At 39.4% G+C, this 25,646-nt stretch carries 24 protein-coding genes and 1 pseudogene; 15 read left to right on the top strand and 10 right to left on the bottom strand.

Going from position 1 to position 25,646, the window contains the following annotated elements; translation table 11 throughout:
• The first annotated feature begins 259 nt into the window (after window positions 1–259).
• Entirely contained in the window at window positions 260–1,510 is a 1,251-nt protein-coding gene (locus ACZFYI_RS01820; RefSeq protein ID WP_462522413.1) for a cystathionine gamma-synthase family protein, read from the top strand.
• 55 nt (window positions 1,511–1,565) lie between these two features.
• Here ACZFYI_RS01820 and ACZFYI_RS01815 read toward each other — a convergent pair whose 3' ends face one another.
• From ACZFYI_RS01815 to ACZFYI_RS01790, 6 genes are all read right to left on the bottom strand, one after another.
• Window positions 1,566–2,948, bottom strand: coding sequence for a peptidylprolyl isomerase (locus tag ACZFYI_RS01815; protein ID WP_462522412.1), 1,383 nt, complete (start codon window positions 2,946–2,948; stop codon window positions 1,566–1,568).
• Window positions 2,941–3,813 carry a peptidyl-prolyl cis-trans isomerase gene (locus ACZFYI_RS01810; RefSeq protein ID WP_462522411.1) on the bottom strand — a complete coding sequence of 291 codons (873 nt, stop codon included), beginning with the start codon at window positions 3,811–3,813 and terminating at the stop codon, window positions 2,941–2,943. Before ACZFYI_RS01810 ends, ACZFYI_RS01815 begins: the two co-directional genes overlap by 8 nt.
• Complete coding sequence (locus tag ACZFYI_RS01805) at window positions 3,797–5,806, bottom strand: peptidylprolyl isomerase (protein ID WP_462522410.1); 2,010 nt, start codon at window positions 5,804–5,806, stop codon at window positions 3,797–3,799. Before ACZFYI_RS01805 ends, ACZFYI_RS01810 begins: the two co-directional genes overlap by 17 nt.
• An 88-nt stretch (window positions 5,807–5,894) precedes the next feature.
• Entirely contained in the window at window positions 5,895–6,311 is a 417-nt protein-coding gene (locus ACZFYI_RS01800) for an ATP-binding protein (protein ID WP_462522409.1), read from the bottom strand.
• 3 nt (window positions 6,312–6,314) lie between these two features.
• Complete coding sequence (locus ACZFYI_RS01795) at window positions 6,315–6,647, bottom strand: STAS domain-containing protein (RefSeq protein ID WP_462522408.1); 333 nt, start codon at window positions 6,645–6,647, stop codon at window positions 6,315–6,317.
• A gap of 30 nt (window positions 6,648–6,677) precedes the next feature.
• Window positions 6,678–8,741 carry a GAF domain-containing SpoIIE family protein phosphatase gene (locus ACZFYI_RS01790; protein WP_462522407.1) on the bottom strand — a complete coding sequence of 688 codons (2,064 nt, stop codon included), beginning with the start codon at window positions 8,739–8,741 and terminating at the stop codon, window positions 6,678–6,680.
• A gap of 92 nt (window positions 8,742–8,833) precedes the next feature.
• On the opposite strand from ACZFYI_RS01790, the gene ACZFYI_RS01785 reads away from it, so the two are divergent.
• Window positions 8,834–9,553, top strand: a complete 720-nt coding sequence (locus ACZFYI_RS01785; protein ID WP_462522406.1) for a DUF4197 domain-containing protein — start codon at window positions 8,834–8,836, stop codon at window positions 9,551–9,553.
• Between the two features lies 1 nt (window position 9,554).
• Here ACZFYI_RS01785 and ACZFYI_RS01780 read toward each other — a convergent pair whose 3' ends face one another.
• Together ACZFYI_RS01780 and hemW are read right to left on the bottom strand one after the other, a co-directional pair.
• Entirely contained in the window at window positions 9,555–9,869 is a 315-nt protein-coding gene (locus ACZFYI_RS01780; RefSeq protein ID WP_462522414.1) for a DciA family protein, read from the bottom strand.
• A gap of 20 nt (window positions 9,870–9,889) precedes the next feature.
• Entirely contained in the window at window positions 9,890–11,017 is a 1,128-nt protein-coding gene (gene hemW, locus ACZFYI_RS01775; protein ID WP_462522405.1) for a radical SAM family heme chaperone HemW, read from the bottom strand.
• 48 nt (window positions 11,018–11,065) lie between these two features.
• Here hemW and ACZFYI_RS01770 point away from each other — a divergent pair, with 48 nt between their 5' ends.
• The 8 genes from ACZFYI_RS01770 to porN all read left to right on the top strand — a co-directional run bounded on the left by ACZFYI_RS01770 (window position 11,066) and on the right by porN (window position 20,331).
• On the top strand, window positions 11,066–12,790 hold the full coding sequence (locus ACZFYI_RS01770; RefSeq protein WP_462522404.1) for a POTRA domain-containing protein: 1,725 nt from the start codon (window positions 11,066–11,068) through the stop codon (window positions 12,788–12,790).
• Between the two features lie 3 nt (window positions 12,791–12,793).
• Window positions 12,794–13,912 (top strand): DUF4271 domain-containing protein, encoded by a 1,119-nt coding sequence (locus tag ACZFYI_RS01765; RefSeq protein WP_462522403.1) that lies wholly within the window; start codon window positions 12,794–12,796, stop codon window positions 13,910–13,912.
• Window positions 13,913–13,947: 35 nt separating this feature from the next.
• Window positions 13,948–14,724, top strand: coding sequence for a uroporphyrinogen-III synthase (locus ACZFYI_RS01760; protein WP_462522402.1), 777 nt, complete (start codon window positions 13,948–13,950; stop codon window positions 14,722–14,724).
• A gap of 72 nt (window positions 14,725–14,796) precedes the next feature.
• Window positions 14,797–15,768, top strand: a complete 972-nt coding sequence (locus ACZFYI_RS01755; RefSeq protein ID WP_462522401.1) for a PorP/SprF family type IX secretion system membrane protein — start codon at window positions 14,797–14,799, stop codon at window positions 15,766–15,768.
• A gap of 120 nt (window positions 15,769–15,888) precedes the next feature.
• Window positions 15,889–16,983 carry a T9SS ring complex lipoprotein PorK/GldK gene (porK, locus tag ACZFYI_RS01750; RefSeq protein ID WP_113923644.1) on the top strand — a complete coding sequence of 365 codons (1,095 nt, stop codon included), beginning with the start codon at window positions 15,889–15,891 and terminating at the stop codon, window positions 16,981–16,983.
• Window positions 16,984–17,032: 49 nt separating this feature from the next.
• On the top strand, window positions 17,033–17,833 hold the full coding sequence (gene porL, locus ACZFYI_RS01745; protein WP_462522400.1) for a type IX secretion system motor protein PorL/GldL: 801 nt from the start codon (window positions 17,033–17,035) through the stop codon (window positions 17,831–17,833).
• A gap of 39 nt (window positions 17,834–17,872) precedes the next feature.
• Window positions 17,873–19,474, top strand: a complete 1,602-nt coding sequence (porM, locus tag ACZFYI_RS01740) for a type IX secretion system motor protein PorM/GldM (RefSeq protein WP_462522399.1) — start codon at window positions 17,873–17,875, stop codon at window positions 19,472–19,474.
• Window positions 19,475–19,518: 44 nt separating this feature from the next.
• Window positions 19,519–20,331 (top strand): type IX secretion system ring subunit PorN/GldN, encoded by an 813-nt coding sequence (gene porN / locus ACZFYI_RS01735; RefSeq protein ID WP_462522398.1) that lies wholly within the window; start codon window positions 19,519–19,521, stop codon window positions 20,329–20,331.
• A gap of 328 nt (window positions 20,332–20,659) precedes the next feature.
• Here the strand turns inward: porN and ACZFYI_RS01730 are convergent, their stop codons facing one another.
• Complete coding sequence (locus tag ACZFYI_RS01730; protein WP_462522397.1) at window positions 20,660–21,082, bottom strand: nucleoside-diphosphate kinase; 423 nt, start codon at window positions 21,080–21,082, stop codon at window positions 20,660–20,662.
• 187 nt (window positions 21,083–21,269) lie between these two features.
• Here ACZFYI_RS01730 and ACZFYI_RS01725 point away from each other — a divergent pair, with 187 nt between their 5' ends.
• Genes ACZFYI_RS01725 through ACZFYI_RS01710 form a run of 4 tightly spaced genes read left to right on the top strand, consistent with a single transcriptional unit; the run spans window position 21,270 to window position 24,340 of the window.
• Entirely contained in the window at window positions 21,270–22,310 is a 1,041-nt protein-coding gene (locus ACZFYI_RS01725; RefSeq protein WP_462522396.1) for a DHH family phosphoesterase, read from the top strand.
• On the top strand, window positions 22,297–23,235 hold the full coding sequence (locus ACZFYI_RS01720) for an FKBP-type peptidyl-prolyl cis-trans isomerase (RefSeq protein WP_462522395.1): 939 nt from the start codon (window positions 22,297–22,299) through the stop codon (window positions 23,233–23,235). The genes ACZFYI_RS01725 and ACZFYI_RS01720 overlap by 14 nt, the downstream gene beginning before the upstream one ends.
• A gap of 4 nt (window positions 23,236–23,239) precedes the next feature.
• Window positions 23,240–23,788, top strand: a complete 549-nt coding sequence (locus tag ACZFYI_RS01715) for an FKBP-type peptidyl-prolyl cis-trans isomerase (RefSeq protein WP_462522394.1) — start codon at window positions 23,240–23,242, stop codon at window positions 23,786–23,788.
• A gap of 3 nt (window positions 23,789–23,791) precedes the next feature.
• A complete protein-coding gene (locus ACZFYI_RS01710; RefSeq protein WP_462522393.1) occupies window positions 23,792–24,340 on the top strand; it encodes an FKBP-type peptidyl-prolyl cis-trans isomerase in 549 nt (182 codons plus the stop codon).
• 101 nt (window positions 24,341–24,441) lie between these two features.
• Here ACZFYI_RS01710 and ACZFYI_RS01705 read toward each other — a convergent pair whose 3' ends face one another.
• A complete protein-coding gene (locus tag ACZFYI_RS01705; RefSeq protein ID WP_462522392.1) occupies window positions 24,442–25,077 on the bottom strand; it encodes a GDSL-type esterase/lipase family protein in 636 nt (211 codons plus the stop codon).
• A 90-nt stretch (window positions 25,078–25,167) separates the two neighbouring features.
• Here ACZFYI_RS01705 and ACZFYI_RS01700 point away from each other — a divergent pair.
• A pseudogene (locus ACZFYI_RS01700) lies at window positions 25,168–25,646 on the top strand (hypothetical protein); the annotation flags it as partial.

The following is a 25,646-nucleotide window of genomic DNA, read 5'->3' as shown; positions in this document are numbered from 1 at the left end:
TGTCACAGTCAGAAGCCGGGAAAAAGAATATAAACACAAACTTTTGGTAAGATAATTTTCCCGTATTTTAAGTAACTGCAAGTATTCAGAAAACAAATAATTTAAAATTATATTTCATTATATTTATAAATACATTTTTTAATTTTGTTTTTATGGAATGATTATAAAGTTTTGTTTATAAAATCAGAATAATATTTTTTCGTCGCTATTGACAATAATCAATATTTTCTTGTCATTTGCCTGCATAAACCCAAATGAAATGCAAGAGAGATATTTCCAACCCGAGAGTTTGATGATGACTCATGGGTACAAGCCTGAATTGTCAGAGGGGGCAGTAAAATGCCCTATATTCCAAACAAGTACTTTTGTTTTTAAAACAGCCGAGGAAGGCAAAGCATTTTTCCAGGTTGCCTATGGCAAAAGAGAAAAAGAGCCAAATGAAGAATTGGGATTGATCTATAGCAGACTCAATAACCCCGATTTGCAGATTCTGGAAGAGCGCTTATGTCTTTGGGACCAAGCGGAAGAATGTGCAGTATTCGAGAGTGGCATGTCGGCCATTTCCACCGTAATGTTGGAATTTTTGAGACCCGGAGATGTATTGCTTTATAGTAAACCTGTCTATGGTGGCACCGACCATTTTATCAACAAAGTCCTTCCTCAATATGGCATCAATGGTATTGGATTTACCGCCGACCAATCATCTGACGAAATTATCCAAAAGGTCAGAAAAATGGGATTGGGCGAAAAAGTAAAAATGGTTTATGTAGAGACTCCTGCTAATCCTACAAATGCACTTTTTGACCTTTCTGTATGCAGAGATGTTGCAGACCACCTGAGCACCGCTGAGAAAGAAGTCGTAGTCTGTGTAGACAATACTTATATGGGTCCACTTTGGCAGCATCCCTTGAAGCATGGAGTTGATTTGATAGTGTATTCCGCGACCAAATACATTGGTGGGCACTCGGACCTGATCGCCGGGGCGGTCTTGGGTAATTCCAGGCATATGAAACGGGTGAGGACGCTGAGGACATTTCTTGGAAATATGGCCGGACCTTGGACAGGTTGGCTGTTGATGAGGAGCTTGGAGACACTCAAAGTCAGGATGACCAAGCAGGCAAGCAATGCAGTGGAAGTGGCAGATTATCTAAAATCACATCCTAAAGTCGAAAAGGTTTACTATTTGGGACATCTTGAGCCGGGAGATCCTCAGTATGACATCTTCAAGAAGCAACAAAACTGTGCCGGAGCAATGCTTTCATTTGACATCAAAGGAGGGGAAAAGGAAGCATTTATGTTTTTGAATAATCTTAAATTGATGAAATTGGCAGTTTCATTGGGGAGCACTGAATCACTCGCTGAGCATCCGGCTACCATGACCCACAGTGATGTATCAGAAGAGGATCGAAAATTACTCGGGATCAGTGAAAAATTGATCAGGTTATCCATCGGCGTTGAGCACCATTCGGATATCATTTGGGACATTCAGCAGGCTTTGGAAAAGGTATAAATAAAGAAGAGCTCCCCAAATCGGGGAGCTCTTCTTTTGATTTTGAATGATGAAATTATTTTTTCCCCAAAACATCGCACCTGTCATAGGCAGGATCAATATCGATGAAGACATCTTCTTTGGCAGTAATAAACCACCTGCTAAGCAAGCTCTCCTCTTTCCTTCTTTTTGTCGCAGCTTTCATTTTTTCATAATCATCTTCTAAATTGGCCCGGTGTGCAGGAAATCTTTCTTTGTAAAAAAGAATTCTGACCCGAGGTCCTTCCCTTTCGGTTTCATAGCGGATGGGAGGGGTAATCGAACCCACTTCCATACTGTCCAAGGTGAAATATAAAACGGGGTCGTCAAGCGTCCTTAAGGTAAGTCTGCTTGAATTGTTGTTTGGATCTACAAAGAATCCACCGTTGTCAGAAGTAGCCCTGTCGTCAGAACTTTCTTTGGCAGCTTTGGCAAAGTCAATTTTTCCGGATTGAATTACTGTCCTAAGGCTGTCCAAAAACCTTTCAGCATCGAGGATATCCTGCTCCGAAGGCTCAGGACGGATGAGAATATGGCGGGTATTGAAAGTATTTCCCCTTCTTTCCAGGAGCTGAATCATGTGGAAACCAAAAGCTGTTTCGACAGGATCACTTATCTCAAGTACTTCCAAACCTAGCGCTGTCGCTTCATACTCAGGGGCTAGTTCTCCTCTCCTAAAAAATCCCAATTCACCACCCAAAGGTGCTGATCCCGGATCTTGGGAATATTGCTTCGCAAGGGTTTGGAAATCAGCTTTTCCTTCCATGATCTGATTTTTGAGTCCTCTCAGCTGCTCCGTAATTTCGTTTTTTACTTTTTGATTGACCTCAGGTTTTTTTACGATCTGACCGACCATTACCTCCGCAGAAAAGAACGGCAGGGAATCTTTTGGAATATCATTGTAAAATTTCCTGACGTCTGCTGGAGAAATCGTTAGGCCCTCAGTGATTTTGGCCTGCATTTTTTGGACAAGCAGCTGTTCTTTCAACATGTCATGGATCTCAGTTTTCAATTGATCTGCTGATTTCCCATAGACCTCCGCTAGCATATTTTCATCTCCTCCAAACTGCTGCATGACCATCGAAAACCTTTGATCGGCCTGAAACATCACTTCTGCATCTGTCACCATCACGGAGTCAATCTCTGCTTTTGCAACCATCATTTTGCTGATAAGCAAGGACTCAAACACCTCACACCTCGTAGGGGGCTGGATATCCTGTTGGGATTGGGCTATGGCTTCAAGGTAAGATTTTTGGATATCGGATTCCAGGAGAATGTAATTGTTTACTTTGGCTACAATTTTATCGATCACCTGTCCCGCAGGCGCAGAAGGTTCTTTTTTTACTTCCGTTTGTGCATTTGCCTGAATGACGATCAGATTCAGTGCACATAGGGTCAGTAAATAATTTAATCTACTCATATATTTTAAATTCATTTTTTTCAAGTGCTCTGTTGTATACTTCTTTCTGTAATTGATCGACGAGTTCAATCCTTCTTTTGTTGATAAGGATCTTGTTAATCTCATCTCTTACAAATTCTATTGGTGGAACCTGATCCTGCAATTTGTATTCCAATATCTTGAAATAATACTTATAACGGTCGTCCCCAGTCATTACATGCTTGTTGTTACGAACGAGTTCCACCTTGTTGGGATGATTGGCCAAAGGCGTATTTATGATAATATCATCCAGTTTGATCCAGGTAGAATCTTCAAGAAAATAATTGGCTCCGGAATTTAGGGCCAATTGTTTAAATGCCTCAGAATCTTTTTGGTTCTGGGACCGCAGCAATTTTTCCAACTGACTGTTTTGCGATGATCCCTTTTCGATTTTTACAAAATTAACCCTGACAATAATTTCCTTAAGACTGAAGTTGATTTTGTTGATCTGATAATAATCCTCGATCTCTTTCTGGCTGACTTCACTGTTGAGGTTTTCCTCCACGTATTTTTTTTCAAATTCATAGACCATCAAGGCGTACTTGTAGTCTAGGAGTTTCCTGTTGATTTCAGCTTCGTCAAAATCCATTGATTTGCCGGCTTCTTGTATCAGGAGTTGTTTTCTGATCCATGACTGTACATATCTGTTTGCAAGATTTGCACTGTCTTCCTCAGATTTGTTTTCTGAACCGATAAATGAAAGCTCTGATCGGAGTAGGTTTTGATTGGCTACTGACGCAATGACAGGATCATCATCTCCTTCTTTCTCTGATTTGAACCTAAAGAAGTCGCATGCCCCTATTGACGCCAAAAGGATCAGAAATAACAGGTTATTTCTCCACCGCAAGGTCAAATATTTTTCGTTTTTCCTCTTCATTGATCTGGACAGCGTATTTTTCCTTCAGGGAAGAGATAAGTTTCTTGTCTAGAAAATCCTGATAATCTTGGATAACTTTCCCTCTTGTTTCCTCAAATTTCTTTGGTCCAGGCAAAACCTTTTCGCCCAAAACCACCATGTAGGTTTTGTTTTCCAAACGCAGCTCCTGAAAATTCTTGGTCATGTCCGCACTCTTCAGTACCGGATGCTGTCGCCATTCGAAGATACCTTCACTAATGGTAAAGGCAAGGGGGTCGTTGATCAGGAAAGTGTTTTCTAAACGGTCAACAAGGTTTGGTTGGTACTTTTTATCAGCCAAAAATTTTCTGACTGAAGGAATACTTCCCTCTTTTGCCATGGTGAGGATCAGGGCTTGTACCCTTTCATTCCATTGGTATTTTGCGACGTTTTCCTGATAAAAATCCAACTGACCAAGACTATCCTCAATGGCTTTTTGCCAAACTTGTTCATTCATCAATGAGAAAAGCAGGATTCCGTCACGGTATTCCTGAATCATCAATCTATATTCCTCATTGTTGGTCATCAAATCGTTGATTTCGGCTTCCTGAAGATTGACTTCTACATACTTGTCAAACCAAGTTTTGAAGTAATTCTGTGAATTGGTCCTAACGACCTGCCGGTCTTCGGCAATAAAATCCAACAGCCCTTTTACTGTTTTTGGTGTTTCATTGATGCTGAATAAAACTGAGTCAAGAAGATTTTTAGACTCAATGGTCTTTGTTATTTCTTGTCTTGGAGTGGAGGAAAATAAGCTGTTGATCGAGTCAACCAAAATTTCATTTTCGACAAATCCATATTTTGATTTTTGGATAGCCACCACCTGGGATTGGATCAAGGAAGACCTGCTGTCTCTCAAAATCCTGGATTTGATGGAGGATTCCATCTCCTCGTAGCTTGCAAGAGGTTTTTTGCCTTCCAGTCTGATGATATGGTATCCAAACGGCGTCTTCACAGGAGGTGAAATTTCTCCTTCTTCCTGAAGCGAAAATGCAGCCCTTTCGAATTCGGGAATCACGGATCCCAAACCAATCCAAGGCAATGAACCTCCGGTGTTTTTTGTACCCGAATCTTCGGAATAAAGTTGACAGATTTCCTCCCAGGAACTTTCAGGTTTTTGAAGCTCGGTATATATTTCGTTTACCTTTCTTAAAATTCTTTCCTCAGTGATAGGGTCATTTCCCTGTGACCTCACTAAAATATGCGAAACTTTCACCTCCCCTGGATTGGGCTGACGGTCTTCGAGCCTGATGATATGGTATCCGAAGTTTGTCAATATAGGGTCTGAAATCTGCCCGACCTGCATGGAATAGGCCGCATCCTCAAAAGAGGAAACCATCTGCAAAGCAGTGAAATACCCCAAATTGCCTTTATTGTCTTTGGCAGACGGATCATCAGAATGCTCAAATGCCAATTCGTTGAAATCAGCACCGTTCTCAGCTTCCTCTTTCAGTTTGAGTGCCATCTTCAACACAGAAATGGTATCTGCCTGACTTGCATTCGGTGGAAACTGCAACAAGATGTGGCTAGCTTTGACTACTTCCTTCATCCTGTTATAGGCCTTCATCAGTTCACCTTCCTGAAGGGAGTTTTTGATCAAAAATGGCTGGGTAAGATCGTCTTTGAAGACTTCGAATTCTCTTTCAAACTCTTCGGTTTTGTCTAAACCAAGGCTTTCTGCCTCTTTGACTTTGAGCTTGTAATTAATGAAAAGGTCTAGGTTTTCCTGGAATTCTTCTTCTGAGATCTTATTCTCAGAATTTTTAAATTCCCTGTTTTTGGATAACATGTGCAAAAATTCATCAGCAAATACCGCATTGTCTCCAATGGATAATAAAGGCGATGGGATGTCCTCCTGTGTTTCTACCTGTATAACAGTAGATTTTGGGCTGCATGAAAATCCAAGAATCAGGACTAAGAAAAGAAATCGACTTATATTAATCATAAATGAATTGCCGGAAAACAAGTGCAATGTTACAAATTAAATTGAAAAATTAGGGCCGGATGTACGATTAAGATATCCTAATTAACATTTATTTGGAATTGAGATTTTTATATAACCTACAGATATTTTTGTTTTCAGAAGATTCAAACTCAATTTTATCCATGATCCTTTTAACCAGAATGATGCCAAGTCCACCTTTCCTTTTCGATTTGATAACTTGAGATATTTCGGGCTCTTGGTATTCAAGGATATTGAATCCTTTTCCAAAATCCAATATTTCAAAAACAATAATTTTCTGAGAGAAATTCACATTGAGGTCAATATATTCTTTCGAATTACAGTCATGTGAATGGATAATCAGGTTGGCACAGACTTCTTCCACTGCCAAAATTACCTGGTGCTGCTCAATTTCGGACAAAGGGGTTTCTTTTAGAATTGCCTCTAAAAACTGCCTCAGGTCCGACAATTGGGCTGTATCACAATATAATCTTAATTGGGAACTCATATTTCAACCCTCCAGGGCTTCTTCTTTTGTGCGCTTAATAGTAATCAGTTGGTCAAGTCCAAGAATATGGAATACCTGAAAGACTTTATCTTTCAAAGCATAAATGGCCATTTTGATATTGTTTTCTTCAAATTCATCCAAGTAAGACATGAATACCCCCAACCCTGCAGAGGAGATATATTCGAGACCCGCACAATCAATCAAAATGTTTTTTGCACCTTCATTCACCACCTCACTCATGGCTGCATCCAGTTCGACGGAGTTGCTTGCATCTATCTCTCCTGTCAAAACCAAGACCCAACTCTCATTCTCAATTAGTTTTTCTATGTTAAGCATCTTCTTAATTACGGGTTTGTAAATGATTGGTTATGAGTTGAACTTGATCACCATGATAGAAAAGTCATCATCGGGTATGCCACCGTCCCCTACAAATTGATATACCTGATTGATGATCTCTTTCTGGATTTTGTCTGCACTCAGATTTTTATATTTTATCAAAGAGGTTTTGAGATTTTCATATCCGAATTCCTCTCCTTTTTTATTTGTTGCTTCTATGATTCCGTCTGTGTACAAAACCAGAATGTCTTCCTTGTCATACCTGAACTCTGACTCATGGATGTAATTTTTATAATTTGAATTCCTGACAATTCCCAAACCCAAACCATCTGCATTCAAGTAGTCGGCTTTGTCCTCGCTATGGTCATAAAATAAGGTAGGACAATGGCCTGCACGACTGTATCGGATGGATTGTTGGTTTGTATCCAACATAAAATAAGAGGTCGTTATAAAATGATTTCTTTCAAGACATTGGCTCAGTGCGGTATTTGCTTTGAACAAAAACTCACCGGGGCTTGGCTTGAGCTGAACCAGACTATGGAATATGCCTTTCATTTGGGACATATTAAATGCTGCGGAAGTACCTTTACCGGAGACATCTCCAATGATAATGGCAAACACACCTTTATCAAGGTCTTTGGTTTCATAATAATCCCCACCCACTTCATCTGCCGCCACAGAGAATCCGCAAATTTCAAATTTTTCATTGTGGTGCAATTCCTTTGGCAATAAACTCCGCTGCACCCTTTGGGCTATTTTTAACTCCTCTTTATACCTTTCTGTTTTGATGGCTTCATTCAGCAGCCTGTAATTTTCTACCGAGATAGATGCTTGCCCCACAAATGTGGTGATGATGTTGATCATTTCTTTGTTGAAACCATCCCGCACTTCTTTGACCAGGTACATTCGGCCGATTGTTTTTTTGTTGACTACCAAAGGAATCAAAAAGGCAGATTTAAAGATATTGTGAGGAATTTTCCCATAAAATTTCTTGGTATCATTGTCATCCTGAGCCCATTCAAACTCTGAAAATGGCTTAACGGTTTGAAACAATGTGATGATTTCCTGACGGACTTCTTCATCAATAAATCTTTTTTGGATCAATTGGGGTATTTGGTCTTTGTCCAAAATCTCCAGCCATCCCCCATCGGCATAGGAGGCACTCATGCTTGAATCAATCAATATATCCAAGACTTGGTTTTCATCCTGCCCTGGTTTAATGGATTGACTGAGTCGCTGAAAATTGATGGCTTCTACCAGTTTTTGCTCAAAAACAGAGGAGGTCGGAAGATTAAACAGCGTGACCAAAAAACTGAAAAGTGAATATGTAAACACAAAGGCAAAAAGGCCCATCAAAAATAAGTTGTCAGTCAGGTTGACAAAAGTGATATCACTATTGCTATAGGACAATAAATTTGAAAAAAGAAAAGTGGTACATAGCAGGATAATCACCAGAAACAGAATGGACTTCCACTTTTCTTTGAATGTCAAATAAGGAATCCATTTCAGGTTGATTGATAAAGAAGCCGAGAAAATCGTCAGAAATACCAATCCAAAGATGAAGCTATAATCAAAATCGTTGCCGTTAAAAAAAACGAAAAACATGCTCATCAGCATCAGTACTTCAAATCCCTGCCATTGTTGGACCACATTTTTGGTTTTTTGGTACAGAATAAGATGCTTCCAAAGCAAAGAACAGGAAATCAGAAAAAGGGAAATAAATGCAAAGTTGACATGGTAAAAAAAGTTGTTCAACAAGGGGTCTGAACCCAGTTTGCTTCCCCCCAGCATCATGTAAAAGATCTTGATGGACAAGGAAATAATGGTCGCTAAGAGCCCTGTAGAGACGCCTCTCCAAATAAGGTTCAGAAAATCAATGTTATCATTTTTGCTGATCGAATGGTTGTAAAAAATATAGCCAAGAATAAAAAACAGGATCTCAAGGATGTAGGAAATCTCCGGAGCAATGCTGTTTTCCATCTGATTCACAGATTGGAAAATCCTCGTGATATCTACAAAAAGCAAAGCCAACCAGGTCAGGATGGCTAGCAAAATACTTATTTTACCGATATTTAGGGTAGGAACTTTAAGCATTCAAAGAAATTGAATACAATAATACTGAAACAAACTTAATTTTCCTGAAAGCGTTAAATGCCATGAGTCTAAATAAATGTTAAAAAAACCATATGCGATTTTACAAGATTTCTTTCCTGGTACTTTTTGTTTTTATATACAGTTGCTCCTCCGCCCAAATCAACAAACTGATCAAAGATGTCACCTCAGGGCAGATTTCTTTGTCTCAGGATGAAGTCGCCGAGGGTTTAAAAGAAGCCCTTGAACAGGGAATAGTAAAAGGTACAGACTTGGCCTCAAAAACCGATGGCTACTTCAAAAATGAAATGATCAAGATATTGCTTCCTGAGGATGCGCAAAAAGTAGAGAAAACCCTCCGGAATATGGGCCTTGGCAGTGAAGTAGACCGTGCCTTGCTAGCTATCAACAGGGGTGCAGAAAGTGCTGCAATCGAAGCAAAACCGATTTTTGTTAATGCCATCAAGCAGATGAATATCCAGGATGCTCTCGGGTTATTGAAAGGAGGCCCTACAGCAGCAACGGATTTTCTGAAAAGAACAACCAATGCCCAATTGGTAGAGCTATTCAAACCAAAAATCCAAGCATCCTTGGATGAAGTCGGAGCAACCAAATACTATGGAGACCTGGCCAATTCGTACAATAAAATCCCTCTCACCAAACAGAAAGTCAATCCTGACCTGAATGCCTATGTAACCCAAAAGGCAATCGATGGCTTGTTTGTATTGATAGCAGAAGAAGAAAAAAATATCCGCGGTAATCCCTTGGGAAGGACTTCAGACCTGATGAAGAAGGTTTTTGCGCAGCAGGATTGATTTAAAGAAATACTATTTCCTCAATCACACCTTTGCCAAACTTGGATTCGATCAGTTCCATGACTTTGGTCCGGTTCATTTTCAGTTCATTCTTGACAGGTCCGGAGCTGATTTTTACAAAAAGTTTCTTTTCCTTGATGTAAAGTCCTGTAGTGCGTGAGGCGACCATCTTGCCCATCATTTCGGGCCAAGCCTGCAAAAGGACCCTTTCGTCAAATTTGTCTTTGAGCCGGTAAGCTTTCAGCAAATCATCAAAAGCCTCCTTCAAGGGTGTTGCTTCTTTCTTCCTTCCTCCGTTGTTGCCGTACTTTTCCATCATGTCCAAAGGTAATTTAATTAAGGTAAAAAAAGAGATTCGGCAATGCTGTCTGCCAACAATCTACCTTTTTTGGTAAGGAGGATTTTATCCGTTTCCTCCCGAATGAGTTTTTCTTGCCTCAGCATCTTTAGGTTATCCATCTTCAAAACTTCCAGGTCATATCCCGAAAAGTTTTTCAGATGAATCAGGTCAGTACCCCAAATTGTCCTAAGGGAAGTCAGGATGTAATCATTGGCGGCATCTTCAGGGCTGAGGATTTCTTTGGTAAAGATGGATTCTGTGGTTTTTAGCTTTTTGATGTATTGGACATTATTGGCAATATTCGATCCCCTGTTTTTTCCATCAAATGAATGCGCACTTGGACCGATTCCGAGGTAAGGAACTCCAAGCCAATAATTGGTATTGTGTATGGCAAATTGGCTCGTTTTGCCAAAATTCGAAATCTCGTATTGGACATAGCCTGCATCATCCATGGATTGCATGAGGATTTCAAACTGTTCTGCAGCAAAATCCTCAGAGGCAGCCCTATACTTTCCTTTTTTGTGCCAATTCCCCAAAGCGGTTTTTGGTTCGACGGTCAGGCAATAGCTACTGATGTGTCCAGGGTTTTGGGATAATGCGATTTCAAGGTCTCTTTTCCAGATATCATGGCTGTCTGAAGGAAATCCATAGATCAAATCAACCGACAGCTTTTCAAATCCAATTGATTTTGCGGATTCTATTGCTTTTAATGATTCTTCGGCCGTATGGGCGCGGTTGTAGAATTTTAAAATCTCCGGATCGAAAGTCTGTATTCCGATGCTTAACCTGTCGATACCCAAAGCTTTCCAGCTTTGAAGGTTTCCAGTATTGAGGTCATCGGGATTGGCCTCCAGCGTCACTTCTTCCAAATCCAAAGAATAGCTCTTGGTGATTTTTTCCAATATCTTTTCCAAATGTAGCTTTGAAAGCAATGAAGGCGTGCCACCTCCGAAATAGATGGTTTTGACCGGGCTACCTTTTGGAAGAAAGTCTTTTCTCTGTTCAAGTTCAAGACAAATGGCCTCAGCCATATCATCGATCAGGTCATTTTTTGTGCTAAAATGAAAATCACAGTAGTGACAGGCCTGCTTACAAAAAGGGATATGGATGTAGATACCGGACAAATTATTTACTTTTAGCCGACAAAGATACTCAAACCTACCCGCTCAAAGGTGAAAAGAATCCTCATTTTCCTATTTCCTTTATTTTGCTCTATTGGGGTTCCTGTTTTTTCCCAGGACGGAAAATGGTTTCGTTGGGAAATGGTCGGTGCGCTGTCTGTCCAGGAAGATCAGGTTCTCAAGGATTCTGTGGAGGTGTCAAATTTCATCAGAGGAAAATACCGAGAACTTTACGGCCTAGGTTATCTCGCACCAAAAGAAGCAGTGATCAAAACTTCCAAGGATTCCCTTTGGCTTAGGGTGGATACCGGCGAAAAGTTCGAATGGGTATCACTCAGGCAGGGCAATGTCGATCCGGTTTTGATGGTCAAAGCAGGTGTAGACATGAGGAGGTTTTCCGGAAAGCCTTTCGATTATAGACAGGTTTCAAGACTCTTTGAATCCCTTTTGAAGGAATCTGAAAACAGGGGCTATCCTTTTGCTGCCATCAGGTTAGACAGTCTGGAAAGGAAAGGCAATGGATTTTCAGGGGCTTTGGACCTTGATTCCGGACCAAGGATTACTTTTGATTCCTTAAAGATCACCGGCGATACCAAAACCAAACCTGAATTTATTTCCCGGTTTTTACAGATCAAACCTGGTCAGGATTTTTCGCAGAAAAAAATCGATGAAGGAATCCAACAAATCCGCGGACTTCCTTATCTCAAATGGGCCGGTGAACCTGAATTGAGTTTTCAAAATGAGGAAGCGACATTGTACCTTCCTATAACCGACCGCAAGATCAATTCCATTGACGGCATTATCGGGTTTTTACCAAATGAAAACGAGGGCGGAAAAATGTTGATCACGGGGCAGTTTGATATTGCATTATATAATGTAGCCGGGACAGGCCGTAATTACGAATTGCATTGGCAGCGGTTCAATCAACTTTCGCAAACATTGAAGATTTCCGGTTTTGAACCTTTGCTATTGGGATCAAATATCGATGCTAGTCTATCTTTTTCCTTATTGAAAGAAGATACCACTTTCCTCAACAGGGATTTTAGACTTAATTTTGGATACCGGTTTAATTCAGATGGATACCTCAGTTTCTTTACAAGACGTCAGGCAGGGGATTTATTGGCTGTATTTGGACTTGAAGAAAGTACCCAACTGCCGGATGCCGGAGATTTCCGGTTTAACAATTATGGTCTCAACTATCGCCATATCTGGTTAGACGATGTTTTTTTTCCCAGAAGAGGCGCTCTTGCCCAAATAGAATTTGCAATTGGAAATAAAAATATTCTGCAAAACACAGGGCTTCCCCCGGGTCTGTATGAAGGCATCGAACTCAAAACCCTCCAATATTATATGGAGGGAAAGTTTGAAAAACATTTTTACCTTTCACCAAGATGGGGGATTTTTACCAGGATCGCGGGAGGTATGGTGGAAAACGAGAACATCCTGCTGAATGATCTTTTCAGAATCGGAGGGCTTCAAAGCATCCGTGGATTCAATGAGAATTTCTTTTTTGCCAACAAATACCTCTATCTTAATTTTGAGCCAAGGTTTTATTTTGATACCTACTCTTATTTTATGATTTTTGCCGATATGGGAAGATTAGAAAATACAGTTCAGGACTTTGGGATTGACAGCACCTTCTCAGCAGGAATGGGATTCAGTCTGGAAACGGGGAATGGTATTTTTAATTTCATTTATGGTCTTGGCAAGTCCAACTCCCAAGAATTTGCACTCAATCTTTCTAAAATCCACTTTGGATATACCGGTAGGTTCTAACAGATGAAAACAGCATATTTTAGATTCTTACTTTTTTTTGTTTTTGGAGGGGTTTCTTTTGGTGGGTTTTCTCAGGTTTTGGAAAACTACAATCCAGGCATTAGGGAGATGTATCCGGAATCAATCCGCAATTCGAATGACAAAATTCAGGTAAAATTGGATCTGAATACTTTCCCCAACAGCACTTATAGATTTGGGTTTCCTGGAGGATCTACCTTGTTTTTGGGAGGCAGGTTATGGTTTCAGACAAAGGAAGATACCATATTTGTCATTCCCATATCAGATTTAAAAGGGTTTTTTACTGATTTGGATTCGACAGGAACCTCATTGACTATCATGAAAAATGGGATAATTGCTGCCAATGTCTCTATTGAAAAAGGATTTTTTGAAAATTACATAGCGCCTTTAGAAAAAGTAAGTCCGGAAAAATCAATTCCCGAAAAAAGACAAGTGGATAGTTTCAATGACTTTTTCTTTTTTGCCATTATCAGCATTCTGTTTTTGATTTCGGTATACAAGTTGATTTATCCCTTGGTCCTCAAATTGGTATTGATGCCCACCTCAGTTTTCTCTGCAGAAGATTTTTCGGAATCAAATTCTGTACAGAAGTTCTTTTCTTTGGATGTGATTTTTTATTTGTTGCTGATGAATATGATGGTTTTTTTGATGGTGATGCTTTCTGTAAAAGCTGTAGGAAATGAAAACCTGCAGTTTATTATAAGGGGAGACCTTAACCAGCATTTCCTGAGTTGGCTTTTGGGAACTGCCATACTAATTATCGTTTCGGTTCTGAAATTTGCGCTTTTGAGATTTTTAGGATTCGTGTTTGATTTGAAAAAAATTGTGATCCCCCACTTTTTTTATATGCTTAGGATCATTTCCATAACAATATTTGTATTCTCGTTCATTGTGAGCATAATTATATTGAACGGCTTCTTTGAATTGGAGATAACGATAAAATATTTGCTTTATGGCTTTTTTTGGATTTATATGATTGGAGTGTTTATGCTTTTTCTGATCATGTCAAATAAGGTGTCCTTTAAAAATTACCATTTATTTGTTTACATTTGCAGCGCGGAAATAGTCCCTCTCTTATTCCTTTCGAAGGTTATCATGGGGTGAGTTCAAGTGGAAAAGTTCAAATGGTGAAGTGAAATATGACGACTAAATCTACCAAAGACAGATTAAACCAGGTAAAAAGTATCTTAGTTTCTCAGCCGAAGCCAACAGATGAGAAATCACCATATTTTCAATTAGCTGAAAAGTATAATTTAAAAATTGATTTCAGGCCATTTATACAGGTGGAGCCGGTTTCAGTAAAGGATTTCAGGAGGCAGAAAATTGATATTCTTAAGCATACTGCCATTATTTTCACCAGCAGGAATGCGATTGATCATTTTTTTACAATCTGCAAAGAACTAAAAGTAGAGATGCCTGCAGATATGAAGTATTTTTGCATTTCTGACCAAACTGCCCATTATCTTCAAAAATATATTGTGATCCGTAAAAGGAAACTTTATGTAGGTCAAAAAACAGCCTCAGATCTCTTTGACTATTTTAAAAAGCATAAATCAGAAAAGTACCTTTTCCCTTGCTCTGATATTCGAAAGGATGAAATTCCTGAATACATGGCTAAGAACAACATTACTTATACAGAAGCTATAATCTACCATACAGTAGCTGCAGATCTTTCTGATCTCAGAGATATCAAATATGACATCTTGGCTTTTTTCTCTCCATCGGGGATCAAATCGTTGAAGCAGAATTTTCCTGACTTCCAACAAAACAATACCAGAATAGCCGCTTTTGGGCCGACAACAGCCAAGGAAGTCAGAGAACATAATTTAATTCTAGATATAGAAGCACCTATGCCAAATGCACCAAGTATGACTGGTGCATTAGAACTTTACATAAAAAAGGCAAATAATTTGTGATGTTTCCAATCTTTTATGGCAAAAATGAGTTAAAATGTGTAAAATAGGTTTTACTTCATCAGTTATTGGTACATGGTTAAACAGGATTTTACGTTATTGAAATACCTCCTGTTGATTTTGACAGGTAGTTTTTTTGCTACGAGTGTGCAAGGCCAACAAGATGCCCAGTTTACCCAATACATGTATAATGGTGGATATTTTAATCCGGCTTTTGCAGGAAAAGAAGCAGGTTATAGATTTTCTGCACTGCATCGGTCCCAGTGGCTGAACTACTCAGGTACCAATGGCCCAGCTCCCATTACCCAATTGGTAACAGCTTCGGGATCCATAGATAAACTTAAACTCGGAGTAGGCCTAAATTTGGTAAATGATAATATCGGCCCGACTACAAATCAGGAAGCAAACCTTTCGGTAGGCTATCATAAAAAACTAAGAAGGGGTGTTTTGAGTTTAGGAGTTATGGGTGGTGTATTTGCGACTACAATTCGATTTGATGAGTTGGATTTTGTAAATCCGGATCCTAACATTCCGGCTTCTGGAAGTGAAACACAAATGAATTTCAATTTTGGGGCAGGGGCCATTTACGACCGCACCAAATTTTATCTGGGAATCAGCAGTAGACATTTGAATGAGCCGAGCTTTGATTTTGGAGAAGGCTCTTTCGAAAACCAACTTAAAAACCATACTTACGTATTGGCAGGATATAGAATAAAAACTTTTGCCCAATGGAATTTTGAACCGAGTGTTTTATTGAAAACAGTCTCATTCAATAATTTTTCATATGATGTTAGCGTTATAGCCACATATAATCAAAAGGTAAGCGGAGGATTTGCTTTTAGAGGTGAAGAATCGGTATCACTTTTGATGGGCTACAGTATCCTGAAAGATAAATCTCTAAGGATTGGTTATGCATTTGATCTGGTAGTCGGGGGTATAGAAGCCAAAGCTCCGACAAGCCATGAGTTCATGTTATCCTACGTACTTCCTGATGTTACAAGGGAGTTCCAAAGGACGATCCAACGCACTCCCAGATTTAGGTTCTAAAAAATAATTATTGGAAATTCAGCAATTAAATTTGTGTATTTCTAAGAATTTACTTTAATTTTCGCTCTTGTTGCTTATCCAAAAAGTGGCATGAATTTGATAAATGGTTTAATGTAATTTATGTCTAAAAAAATGAAGACACGCGTTTTAAGCATAATTTTAGCGGTTTTGGTAGTGGTAGTGCTACCGAGTTGCGGACTTTTGGGCAAGAAAGGATCTGCCAGTGAAAAAGACAATAGAAGGGGTGAAGTTACGGGTGTTCCCAAGCGGGTAATCTGGCAACAAATCCTTCCTCAAGAAATGGTACCGGTCAAGGCCGGGACTTTTTGGATGGGGCAGGCTGATGAGGATATCGCCTTCTCACAATCTTCGTTGAACAAGCAGATTACTATCTCCGAATTTTACATGGATAAATATGAAGTATCCAACAATAAGTACAGACAGTTCATCGAGGCAGTCAGGTTAGGTGAGTACACCTATAGTACCCCGACTACTTTGAAGGAAGCTCCTACTTTTGATATCAACACTGTGCTTCCAGATACCACTGTTTGGAATACCAGTTTTACCTATCATTATGGAGATCCATTGATGGAGTTTTATTTTGACCATCCAGCATTTGACAATTATCCAGTGGTAGGCGTTAGTTGGGAGCAGGCCAATATGTACTGTCAGTGGAGAACCTATCACCTGAATGCAAATGACAAGGCGGATTTTGATTACCCTCCTTTCAGATTGCCTTCCGAAGCTGAGTGGGAATATGCAGCCAAAGGCGGAAAAGAAGTAGCCAAGTATCCTTGGGGAGGCCCTTACCTTAAAAATAAAAGAGGCTGTCTGATGGCAAACTTCAAACCTGGTAGAGGTAATTACATTGACGATGGATTCGCATACACTGCGCCTGTTGATGTTTTTGCACCAAACGGATTTGGCTTATACAATATGTCAGGTAACGTAGCAGAATGGGTATTGGACTCTTACAATGCCGTAAGTGGATCTGTGACTTGGGATTTGGACCCTAGATACGATGATCCTAACGAAAAAAGAAAAGTAGTACGTGGCGGTTCTTGGAAAGACATCGCTCATTATCTCGAAACAAGTACAAGAACTTATGAATTTCAAGATGTGAAAACTGCTCACATCGGATTCAGGACTGCGATGACCTATTTGGGTAGATCTGGTTCAATGGATATCAGTAACAACAGAAGAAGAAAGAAATAGACTCTAATAAAAAATTAATCACTCACTCACCTTTTAATTTTTAAAAAAAATGGCAACAAACAACAAATCATTCATGAACGTATTTTACGGAGATATCATGCCAAAAATATATGGTATTGGTGCTGCCGTAGTTATCTTAGGAGCAATGTTCAAAATTCTCGACTGGCCTTTTGCCAGTTTGATGATCGGTGTGGGTCTTTCCACAGAAGCCGCTATATTTTTCTTATCAGCGTTTGAACCAAAACATGCAGAGGTAGACTGGTCAAAAGTTTACCCCGAGCTAGCAGGGGATGAGCCTGCCGAGCGCAAATCCACCAAAAAAGAGCCAAAAGACAATCTTAGCCAAAAGTTTGACGAAATGCTTTCTAATGCTAAAATCGGACCTGAATTGTTTGATAGCTTGGGTAAAGGAATTCAAAATCTTGCTACATCTGCTGAAAAAATGGGCTCGATTGCCGATGCAGCAGTGGCTACAAATGAATATGCCAGTAATGTGAAGACAGCATCAAAGACTTTGGTTGATATCAACCAGTCTTATGGAAAAACTGCTATGGCATTGACTGAACTTTCTTCTGCTTCTGCAGATGCCAAAGAATATCACAGCCAAGTAGTAACTGTTACCAAGAACCTTTCTGCATTGAACAATGTGTATGAAATGGAGCTGTTGGATGCTCAATCACATCTAAAAACCCTGAATAAATTCTACTCCAATATCTCCACTGCTATGGAAGGATTGAACGAAGCAGGAAAAGAAACCGAGCAATTCAAAAACGAATTGGCAAAACTCAATTCAAACGTGAGCTCATTGAATAAAGTATATGGTGGCATGTTATCGGCCATGAAAGGTTAAGCCTGTTATTATAAATGTTTAATCTTTTAAAAAAATAATATGGCTGGAGGAAAAGAAACACCAAGGCAGCGGATGATCGGTATGATGTACCTTGTATTGACAGCATTACTGGCATTACAGGTAAGCAACCAGATTCTCCAAAAGTTTGTGTTGTTAAATGACGGATTGGAAAGGACTTCCAAAAACTTCATCAACAAAAATGAATTTACGGTATCTTCTATTGCTTCGACAGTAGAGAATCAAGGAAATAATGAAAAAGATGTACCCAAGGTAGATGCGGCAAAAGAAGTCAGAAAAGCTACTTCTGAAGCGTATACTTATTTGGAGGAATTGAAGCAGGAGCTTTTGACAGTTTCTAATGCAAAAAACGAAGAAGGCCAGTTCAGTAATTCTGCCCTGAAAAACACGGACATCCCGGGAAATATCTTCAATAACAATAAAAAAGGATTTGAAATGCAGGAAAGGCTAAATGCATATCCCAAGCAAATCAGCGAAATCCTTAAGAAAACTGGGATTGAAATGACCTTTCAGGATATCGCAAAGGATGCCAAAGACATTGAAATGTTTAAAAATGACAAAGAAGTCAGAAATAAAAATTTCGTGTTCTTGAACTTTGTTAAGTCACCTGTTGGTGCAGTAATGGCTTTGATATCTCAATATCAGAATGAGGTTTTGAATATAGAAAGTGAATCTTTGGCAGCAATCACTGCTTCTATCGGATCTTTTTATTATAAAGCGGATATTGTGGAAGCGAGAATTGCCGCCCAATCGAATGTTGTTGCAGCAGGTACCAAGTTCCAGGCAGATATGTTTATTGCTTCCTCTTCATCTTCGGATGCACCTGAGATGACAATCGACGGAAGGCCTGTTTCAGTAGAAAACGGATTTGGTAAAATTGAATTTACTGCCACTCCTGCATCTCAGTATGATGACAGAGGACTTTCCAAGCGGGTCCTTAAAGGAGAAATTGTGACAAATGTAGGTGGAGAAGATAAAATACTTGCTGTTGAATATGAATATTTTGTTGCCCAGCCGGTCATCAAAGTTACTTCAGAAGTGGTCAACCAACTTTATGCGGATTGCGCCAATGAATTGTTGATCGATGTACCTGCTTTGGGAAACAGCTACGCACCTAGCTTTACTGTTTCTAATGGTTCGTCCATCCAAGGAAGTAAGCCAGGCCAATTGACAGTAATTCCTGGAGGTTCAGGAAAAGTATTGATCGGAGTCAGCAGTGGGGGCAATAAAATCGGCGATGTATCGTATGATATTAAGCCCGTTCCCGCTCCAACAGTAAGGTTGTTTGATGGAAGAGGCCCTATTGATTTGAGTCAAGCTTATCCTGCACCGGGACCTTCTTCCTTGATAGTTGAGGCTATTCCTGAGGCAAATTTTGGTAGGACTATGGCTAAGGATGCCAACTTCGAAGTTACAGGAGGAGAAGTAATTCTACTTAGAAACGAGGTTCCAAGAGAGAAAGTAGCAATCAACGGTAAAAATGTAGCCATTAGAAACCTCTTGGCTTCAGCTAAAAGTGGAGATGCTTTGGTAATACGTGTTACCCAGATCACCAGAACCAACTTCAGGGGCAATAAAATTACGAGCAATCAGCCTGAGATTATCAGGATGGCGATTAAATAATTGATCGATGATGCCACCGGGCATGATCATAAACAAAAATGAATATGAAACTTTATTCAAAAATCTTTGGTCTTTTTTCCCTTGGTCTTTCGCTTGTCAGCATAGGTTCTTATGCACAAGTCGCGACAAGCGTGAACCCGTCCGGAACTGGCGACAGACAGTTCAAAATGGACACTGTTTTTTCGGCTCATCCAATTCGTGAAGACGATAAGATGTACCAAATCTCCGTATGGAGGAGGATTGACCTCAGGGAAAAATACAATCAACCTCTATATGGCTCAGGCGATACCAAAAATGACGGTGTTGTTAACCAGATATATAAGGCAATTGTCGAAGACAATGCCTTGGAGGTGTTTGCAGATGATAAATTTACACAACCACTTTCGATTTCTGATTTCCAGTCCAATTTCTGGTTGGCAGCCAATGGAGACAGTATTTTTGTGAAGCAATTGTATTATCTGGATTTCATGGAAGATTTTGTGTTTGACAAGCATCATTCACAAATCAAATTCGATGTGAAATACATTGAGTTGGTAATGCCATCTCAAACCAATTCTAATGCCGGGCAAAAGACAATTGGTTATATCAGGTTCAAGGATTTCTATTATCACTTCAAGGACCATCCTGAAGCGCGATGGTTGATTTTCCAAAATACTGCGAAGAACCTTACCTATGATCAGGTTTTCGATCAGAGATTGTTTAGGTCAGTAGTGAGAAGGTATACCAATCCTGACAATGCATATGTTGCGGATTTGGTTAATCCCAACCATCCCAACCCGGAATTACAGGCATTCCTAAATTCCTTGGAATTTGAATACAAACTGCTCGATTTCGAAAATGGGCTTTGGGAGTGGTAAAAACATATTTTCGATAATATTTAAACATAAGGGCTATCAGATTTCTGGTAGCCTTTGTTTTTTTGAGAGAATACGATTTCATTTTTTCTTAAATTTTGTAGACATTTTCCTTCGCTCAATAAAAATCCTTTGGTAAAGTATTTGGCTTTAATGATAATCTGAGCTTGGTTTAAAAAAATATTCCTTAACTGTTTGGGTATAAAACAGAGCACCTTCCTCAAAATAATATATCAATCACAAATACTAAACAAAACAGGCGGTCAGTTGATCCTGACCGCCTGTATATTTTATTTGTATGGAGGGATTTATTCCACCCAAATTCTTCCGATTACAATACCCTTTCAAATTGACTGAAATAAAAATTTCCTTCTATCTGGGCATTTTCATCCGAGTCGGAACCATGCACAGCGTTCGCTTCTATGGAAGTGGCAAATATTTTTCTGATGGTACCTTCTGCAGCATTTGCAGGATTGGTTGCACCGATCAAAGTCCTGAAATCTTCCACAGCATTGTCTTTTTCCAATATTGCGGCAATGATAGGTCCTGAGGACATATACTTGCAAAGATCAGCATAGAATGGTCTTTCTTTGTGTACTTCGTAGAATTTTCCGGCCAATTCAGGTGAAAGTTGAGTCGCTTTGAGCGCAACAATTTTGAATCCTGCCTCCTCTATCATTTTTAATATTGCTCCGGAATTACCGGCTCCAAAAGCGTCCGGCTTGATCATGGTGAAAGTTCTTTTACCTGCCATTGTAATTATTTTTGTAGGTTTAAATATGGCTGCAAAAATACATGAATTCGTTGAATCTCCGAATATTGGTTGTAAAATCTGTGTTATCTGATTCGCATTTAGACTTTTAGTGCCATTGGGATTTTTCAAAAATTATCCTGACCTTTGCGGACTATGTTCCTCAAGGGGAGTGTACAAATGCAATCAAATGCGAGATTTAGAGTCATTCAAAAATATAATTTCCTCACCCCAGAAAGTTGTCATCACTACCCACCACAAGCCTGACGCCGATGCATTGGGGTCTTGTCTGGCGATGTCAAATTTCTTAATCAAACTGGGACATGAGGTTCAGGTCATCACTCCTTCAGATTATCCTTATTTTCTCCATTGGATGAAAGGAAATGAGGAGGTGATAAACTTTGAAGATTTATCCAAGAGAGAAGAAGCCATTGGCATCATACAAAAAGCAACTTTGATTTTTTGTCTGGATTTCTCCTGTCCCAAGAGGATGCAGGATATGCAATCTTGGGTGGAAAAATCAAAAGCCTACAAAGTAAACATTGACCACCACCAAGATCCTAAAGACTTTGCAAATTTCAGGTATTGGAGCACTTCTGCCGCAGCTACCTGTGAATTGATCTTCGAGTTGATTGTTGAAATCGGCTATAAGAATTTGATAGATAAGGATATTGCAGAATGCCTTTACGCAGGTATAATGACCGATACCGGAGGCTTTAGGCATCCGAATACTACCAAAAATGTCCATCTGATCACTGCTGAATTAATCGGAATCGGGGCTGACAATTCCAAGATTTCCCGCTTGATCTATGATACCAACAGTGTCAACAGGTTGAAATTTATTGGATTTGCCATCACTAGGAGGCTGGTTATCATGCAGGATTTACAGACGGCTTATTTTGCAATTAGTAAAAAGGACCTTAGAAAATACAGTTCCCAGACAGGCGATACTGAAGGTTTGGTCAATTATGCCTTGTCTTTAGATGGCATCAAGATTGCAGCCTTGTTTACCGAACGTGAAGATGGCATTAAAATATCTTTCAGGTCTACAGAGGACATTGCGGTCAACAAATTTGCAGCCACCTACTTTGATGGCGGAGGACATAAAAATGCCTCAGGAGGAAAATCCCAATTGACCCTCCAAGAGACCACAGAAAAATTTGAAACTTTAATAAAAGAAAACTATAATTCCCTATTTATTCAATCTGAACTCCTTCATGAAAAAAATTAATTTCTACGTATTGTCTGCCATAGTTATGGTACTGGCTACTGGCCTAATGTCTTGTCAGAAGAAACAAACAACCTCTGACGGCATTGAATATACTTACATCAAAGAAGGAGACGTGGCTCCTAAAAACGGTGAGTATATCCTTTATCACTTGATCGTAAAAACGGATAAAGACTCCACATTTATTTCTACCTACGATCAAAACATGCCTGGATATATCCTTTTCAATGATTCCTTGCCAAAGGAAAGTGGAATGGATGAAATTTTCTTGGGGCTTAAAAAAGGTGATAGTATCGCTTTTGAAGCTAATTCTATGAAAGTTTTTGGTGAGCAGAATATCCCTTTTTTCTTGGATAAAGAAAAAAATGTAAAAATACAGATTGGTGTTGTAGACATCACTGACCAACAAGGCGTCGAAGCGTACTTCAATTCCCTTCAAGAGGCACAGATGAAGAAGCAGGCTGAAAATTCCATAAAGCAATTGGAAATAGATACCAAAATTATTGAAGACTACCTCGCTGAAAAAAATATCAAAGCGACCAAGACAGAATCTGGTCTTTATTACGTCATAGAGGAAGAAGGAACAGGTCCTGAAATTGAAGTCGGTGATTTGGCCTTCGTTCATTATGCAGGGTATTTGTTGGATGGGACGCTTTTTGATTCCAGTATCAAAGAAGTAGCTCAAGCAAACAATACCTACGACGAACAAAGAGACAGTGGGGGAGGGTATTCTCCATTAGAGGTTTCTGTAGGACAGGGAAGGGTTATCCAAGGATGGGATGAAGGTCTTGCACTATTGAAAAAAGGTGATAAAGCCAAATTCTTCATTCCTTCTACATTGGCTTATGGAGACAGAGATTCCGGAGGTCCAATTAAAGCAAACTCTGTGCTGATTTTCGACGTAGAAATCACAGACGTACAAAAATAAACATATGAAAAGATTAGGAGCGTTATTATTATCAGTGGTTTGGGTTTTTACTGGTTGTGTTTCGGACGAGGAAAATGCCCAGATAATTTTTGAACAGGAAGTTCAGAAAATTGAGCAATACGTAACGCAAAACCCCATTGCTTCCGTCAAGGAGGCGATAGATGGTGGTACCGGTATTAGAATTTATTGGACTGAAGTATCCGGTAGCGGTGTTAAAGTGGCTTTGGGAGATACTGTATTTGTAAATTATACCGGAAAGCTATTGAATAACATCGTATTCGATACTTCAATTGAAGCCACTGCTAAGGCAAATAACCTTTTTAACCCAAACCGGACCTATGAGCCCCTAGAGTTTATTATTGGTAGAGGAATGGTTATCCCAGGCTTTGAATTTGGTGTTTTCAATTTGGAAAAGGGAGATAAAGCAACGGTAATTATGCCCTCATTATATGCCTATGGATCTCAGGGAAATGGTGGGATTCCTGCAAACTCACCTTTGATCTTTGAACTTGAACTCGTAGATATCAAAGAAAATCCTTTGGCAGACGACTGATAAATGAAAAATTTTAGAATAGTTTTAACGTTTCTGCTCGGTATTTTCCTGATAGTCTCTTGTGGTACTCCAAGTCCTTTTGGTGGACCGGTGTATGACAGTGAAGGGAACCTTGCGATTGACAGGGTAAAAATTGACGATTTCTTGAGGACAGCACCTATCGACAGTCTTTACCGGGTGCACGATCCTACCGGCGTAGTTATCATCGTTCAAGAAGAAGGGTCTGGTGCAAAGCCTTCTTCAGGCATGTTGGTTTATTCCAACTATACTGGAAAATTATTGGATGGGATTGTATTTGATACCAATAGGGAAGATATAGCAAGAGAAAATAATGTCTATGATCCTTCCAGGAATTACAGGATATTCCAATTTACACTCGGAACCTCTGAAACAATACAAGGCTTTAACCTCGGGTTTAGGCAAATGAAAAGTGGTTCCAAAGGAATATTGATAATTCCTTCCCCTTGGGGATACCGTGATAGCGGTACGATTCCAGGTGTTCCTGCAAACTCAGTTTTGATGTTTGAAGTGGAATTTCTTGGAATGGATTGATCTTTTCTGATTCTAAAAATACTTCATTAAATATTTCTTGAAAACAAAAACCCTCGCATTGATTATAAATTCGAGGGTTTTTGTTTTTTTATCAAATTCGATTATTGGATTGCTTTTGCTACTTCAGCGGCCATGATTCCCAAACCTTCCTTGTTGGGATGGATTCCGTCCGGCAATAGCTGGGATTTATCCAATAAAGGAGTATACAAATCAATTATTGTAGATTTTGTTTTCTTGGCAATTTCCAAAAGCATAGGACGCATTTCGTTGAGAATTACCTCTCCATTGATATCAAAATTTCCCTGAAAGACAGGAACAGGAAGACAGATATACACTTTGCCTTTCTTGGGCATAGATTTTTTGAAAGTCTCTATCATTTCGATATAATCTGCCGTAAATTCTTCTTTATGTTTCCAGTTTTGTGGTTTTGAATCATTGGTTCCAAGCTTTATCACAAGGATATCAGCAGCAAAGGCTTTGGTTTCTTCAAATTGCGGTTCATTCCAATAAGGATAATCACCTTTTTTGAGTAATGTCCTGCCGCTGACACCAAAATTTTTGACTTCATATTTTTCCCCTAGTATTGCCTGCATCTGAAGGGGATAGCTGTCAGGATTGTCCCTGCCCGGTCCCTGAGTGATGCTGTTGCCGACACATGCAACTTTTATTTTTGATTGTGCAGCAGCAGAAAGGCTGATGGCAAATAAAAAGACTGAAAGGAAAAGCAGATTTTTCATAGGTTCATTTTTCCTCTTAATTTAAAAAGTTTTGATTCTTTAAAGCCTTTATGGCAGAAAATTATTCCAATGGGATAACTTTAAAGCTAAATGGGGATTTTTAGGAACATTTTGCTTTATTTCAATCTATTGTCCTTGGATGTAGTTTTTGGGGCAATGGCTGGAATGTTGTTTTTCTCGGATATGCTTGCTGTGAAAGTTCCTTTCATTGCCTATTTATTATTGGGATTGGCAGTATGGGGAATCTATACCTTGGACCATTTGATGGATGCCAATGGTGCCCCCGGAAAGCCACATGCACTTAGACATCAATTTCATTTAAAGTATTTCCGATTTCTCCTTCCTTTTGTCATTTCCTGTATTTTGATTGGTGCGGTTCTTTTTTTTACTTCCAATCAACTTGAATTTATCCAAACCCCGGGGCTTATCCTTGCCTTTGTGACTGTGGTTTGGATGGGTTTTTTGAAAATTGGCGAGCAAAAGATTTCTTGGTTGAAAGAAGTATCCACGGCAGTGATTTACGTTTTGGGTATTTCGCTTGCACCTTTAGCCAATATTTATTTTGAATT

This window comes from Aquiflexum sp. (assembly GCF_977115555.1).
Note: the sequence above shows the minus strand (reverse complement) of the source record. Positions and strands in the feature narration are given on the sequence as shown.

Bases quoted from the DNA above. Each gene is read 5' to 3' on its own strand.
- ACZFYI_RS01720 (WP_462522395.1), top strand. From the start codon at position 22,297: ATGAAAAAAATTAATTTCTACGTATTGTCTGCCATAGTTATGGTACTG.
- porN (WP_462522398.1), top strand. From the start codon at position 19,519: ATGAAACTTTATTCAAAAATCTTTGGTCTTTTTTCCCTTGGTCTTTCG.
- ACZFYI_RS01705 (WP_462522392.1), bottom strand. From the start codon at position 25,077: ATGAAAAATCTGCTTTTCCTTTCAGTCTTTTTATTTGCCATCAGCCTT.
- ACZFYI_RS01710 (WP_462522393.1), top strand. From the start codon at position 23,792: ATGAAAAATTTTAGAATAGTTTTAACGTTTCTGCTCGGTATTTTCCTG.
- ACZFYI_RS01760 (WP_462522402.1), top strand. From the start codon at position 13,948: ATGACGACTAAATCTACCAAAGACAGATTAAACCAGGTAAAAAGTATC.
- ACZFYI_RS01795 (WP_462522408.1), bottom strand. From the start codon at position 6,647: ATGCTTAACATAGAAAAACTAATTGAGAATGAGAGTTGGGTCTTGGTT.
- ACZFYI_RS01820 (WP_462522413.1), top strand. From the start codon at position 260: ATGCAAGAGAGATATTTCCAACCCGAGAGTTTGATGATGACTCATGGG.
- ACZFYI_RS01805 (WP_462522410.1), bottom strand. From the start codon at position 5,806: ATGATTAATATAAGTCGATTTCTTTTCTTAGTCCTGATTCTTGGATTT.
- ACZFYI_RS01800 (WP_462522409.1), bottom strand. From the start codon at position 6,311: ATGAGTTCCCAATTAAGATTATATTGTGATACAGCCCAATTGTCGGAC.
- ACZFYI_RS01785 (WP_462522406.1), top strand. From the start codon at position 8,834: ATGCGATTTTACAAGATTTCTTTCCTGGTACTTTTTGTTTTTATATAC.
- ACZFYI_RS01790 (WP_462522407.1), bottom strand. From the start codon at position 8,741: ATGCTTAAAGTTCCTACCCTAAATATCGGTAAAATAAGTATTTTGCTA.
- ACZFYI_RS01815 (WP_462522412.1), bottom strand. From the start codon at position 2,948: ATGAGTAGATTAAATTATTTACTGACCCTATGTGCACTGAATCTGATC.
- ACZFYI_RS01730 (WP_462522397.1), bottom strand. From the start codon at position 21,082: ATGGCAGGTAAAAGAACTTTCACCATGATCAAGCCGGACGCTTTTGGA.
- ACZFYI_RS01755 (WP_462522401.1), top strand. From the start codon at position 14,797: ATGGTTAAACAGGATTTTACGTTATTGAAATACCTCCTGTTGATTTTG.
- ACZFYI_RS01765 (WP_462522403.1), top strand. From the start codon at position 12,794: ATGAAAACAGCATATTTTAGATTCTTACTTTTTTTTGTTTTTGGAGGG.
- porK (WP_113923644.1), top strand. From the start codon at position 15,889: ATGTCTAAAAAAATGAAGACACGCGTTTTAAGCATAATTTTAGCGGTT.
- porM (WP_462522399.1), top strand. From the start codon at position 17,873: ATGGCTGGAGGAAAAGAAACACCAAGGCAGCGGATGATCGGTATGATG.
- ACZFYI_RS01725 (WP_462522396.1), top strand. From the start codon at position 21,270: ATGCGAGATTTAGAGTCATTCAAAAATATAATTTCCTCACCCCAGAAA.
- ACZFYI_RS01780 (WP_462522414.1), bottom strand. From the start codon at position 9,869: ATGGAAAAGTACGGCAACAACGGAGGAAGGAAGAAAGAAGCAACACCC.
- porL (WP_462522400.1), top strand. From the start codon at position 17,033: ATGGCAACAAACAACAAATCATTCATGAACGTATTTTACGGAGATATC.
- ACZFYI_RS01715 (WP_462522394.1), top strand. From the start codon at position 23,240: ATGAAAAGATTAGGAGCGTTATTATTATCAGTGGTTTGGGTTTTTACT.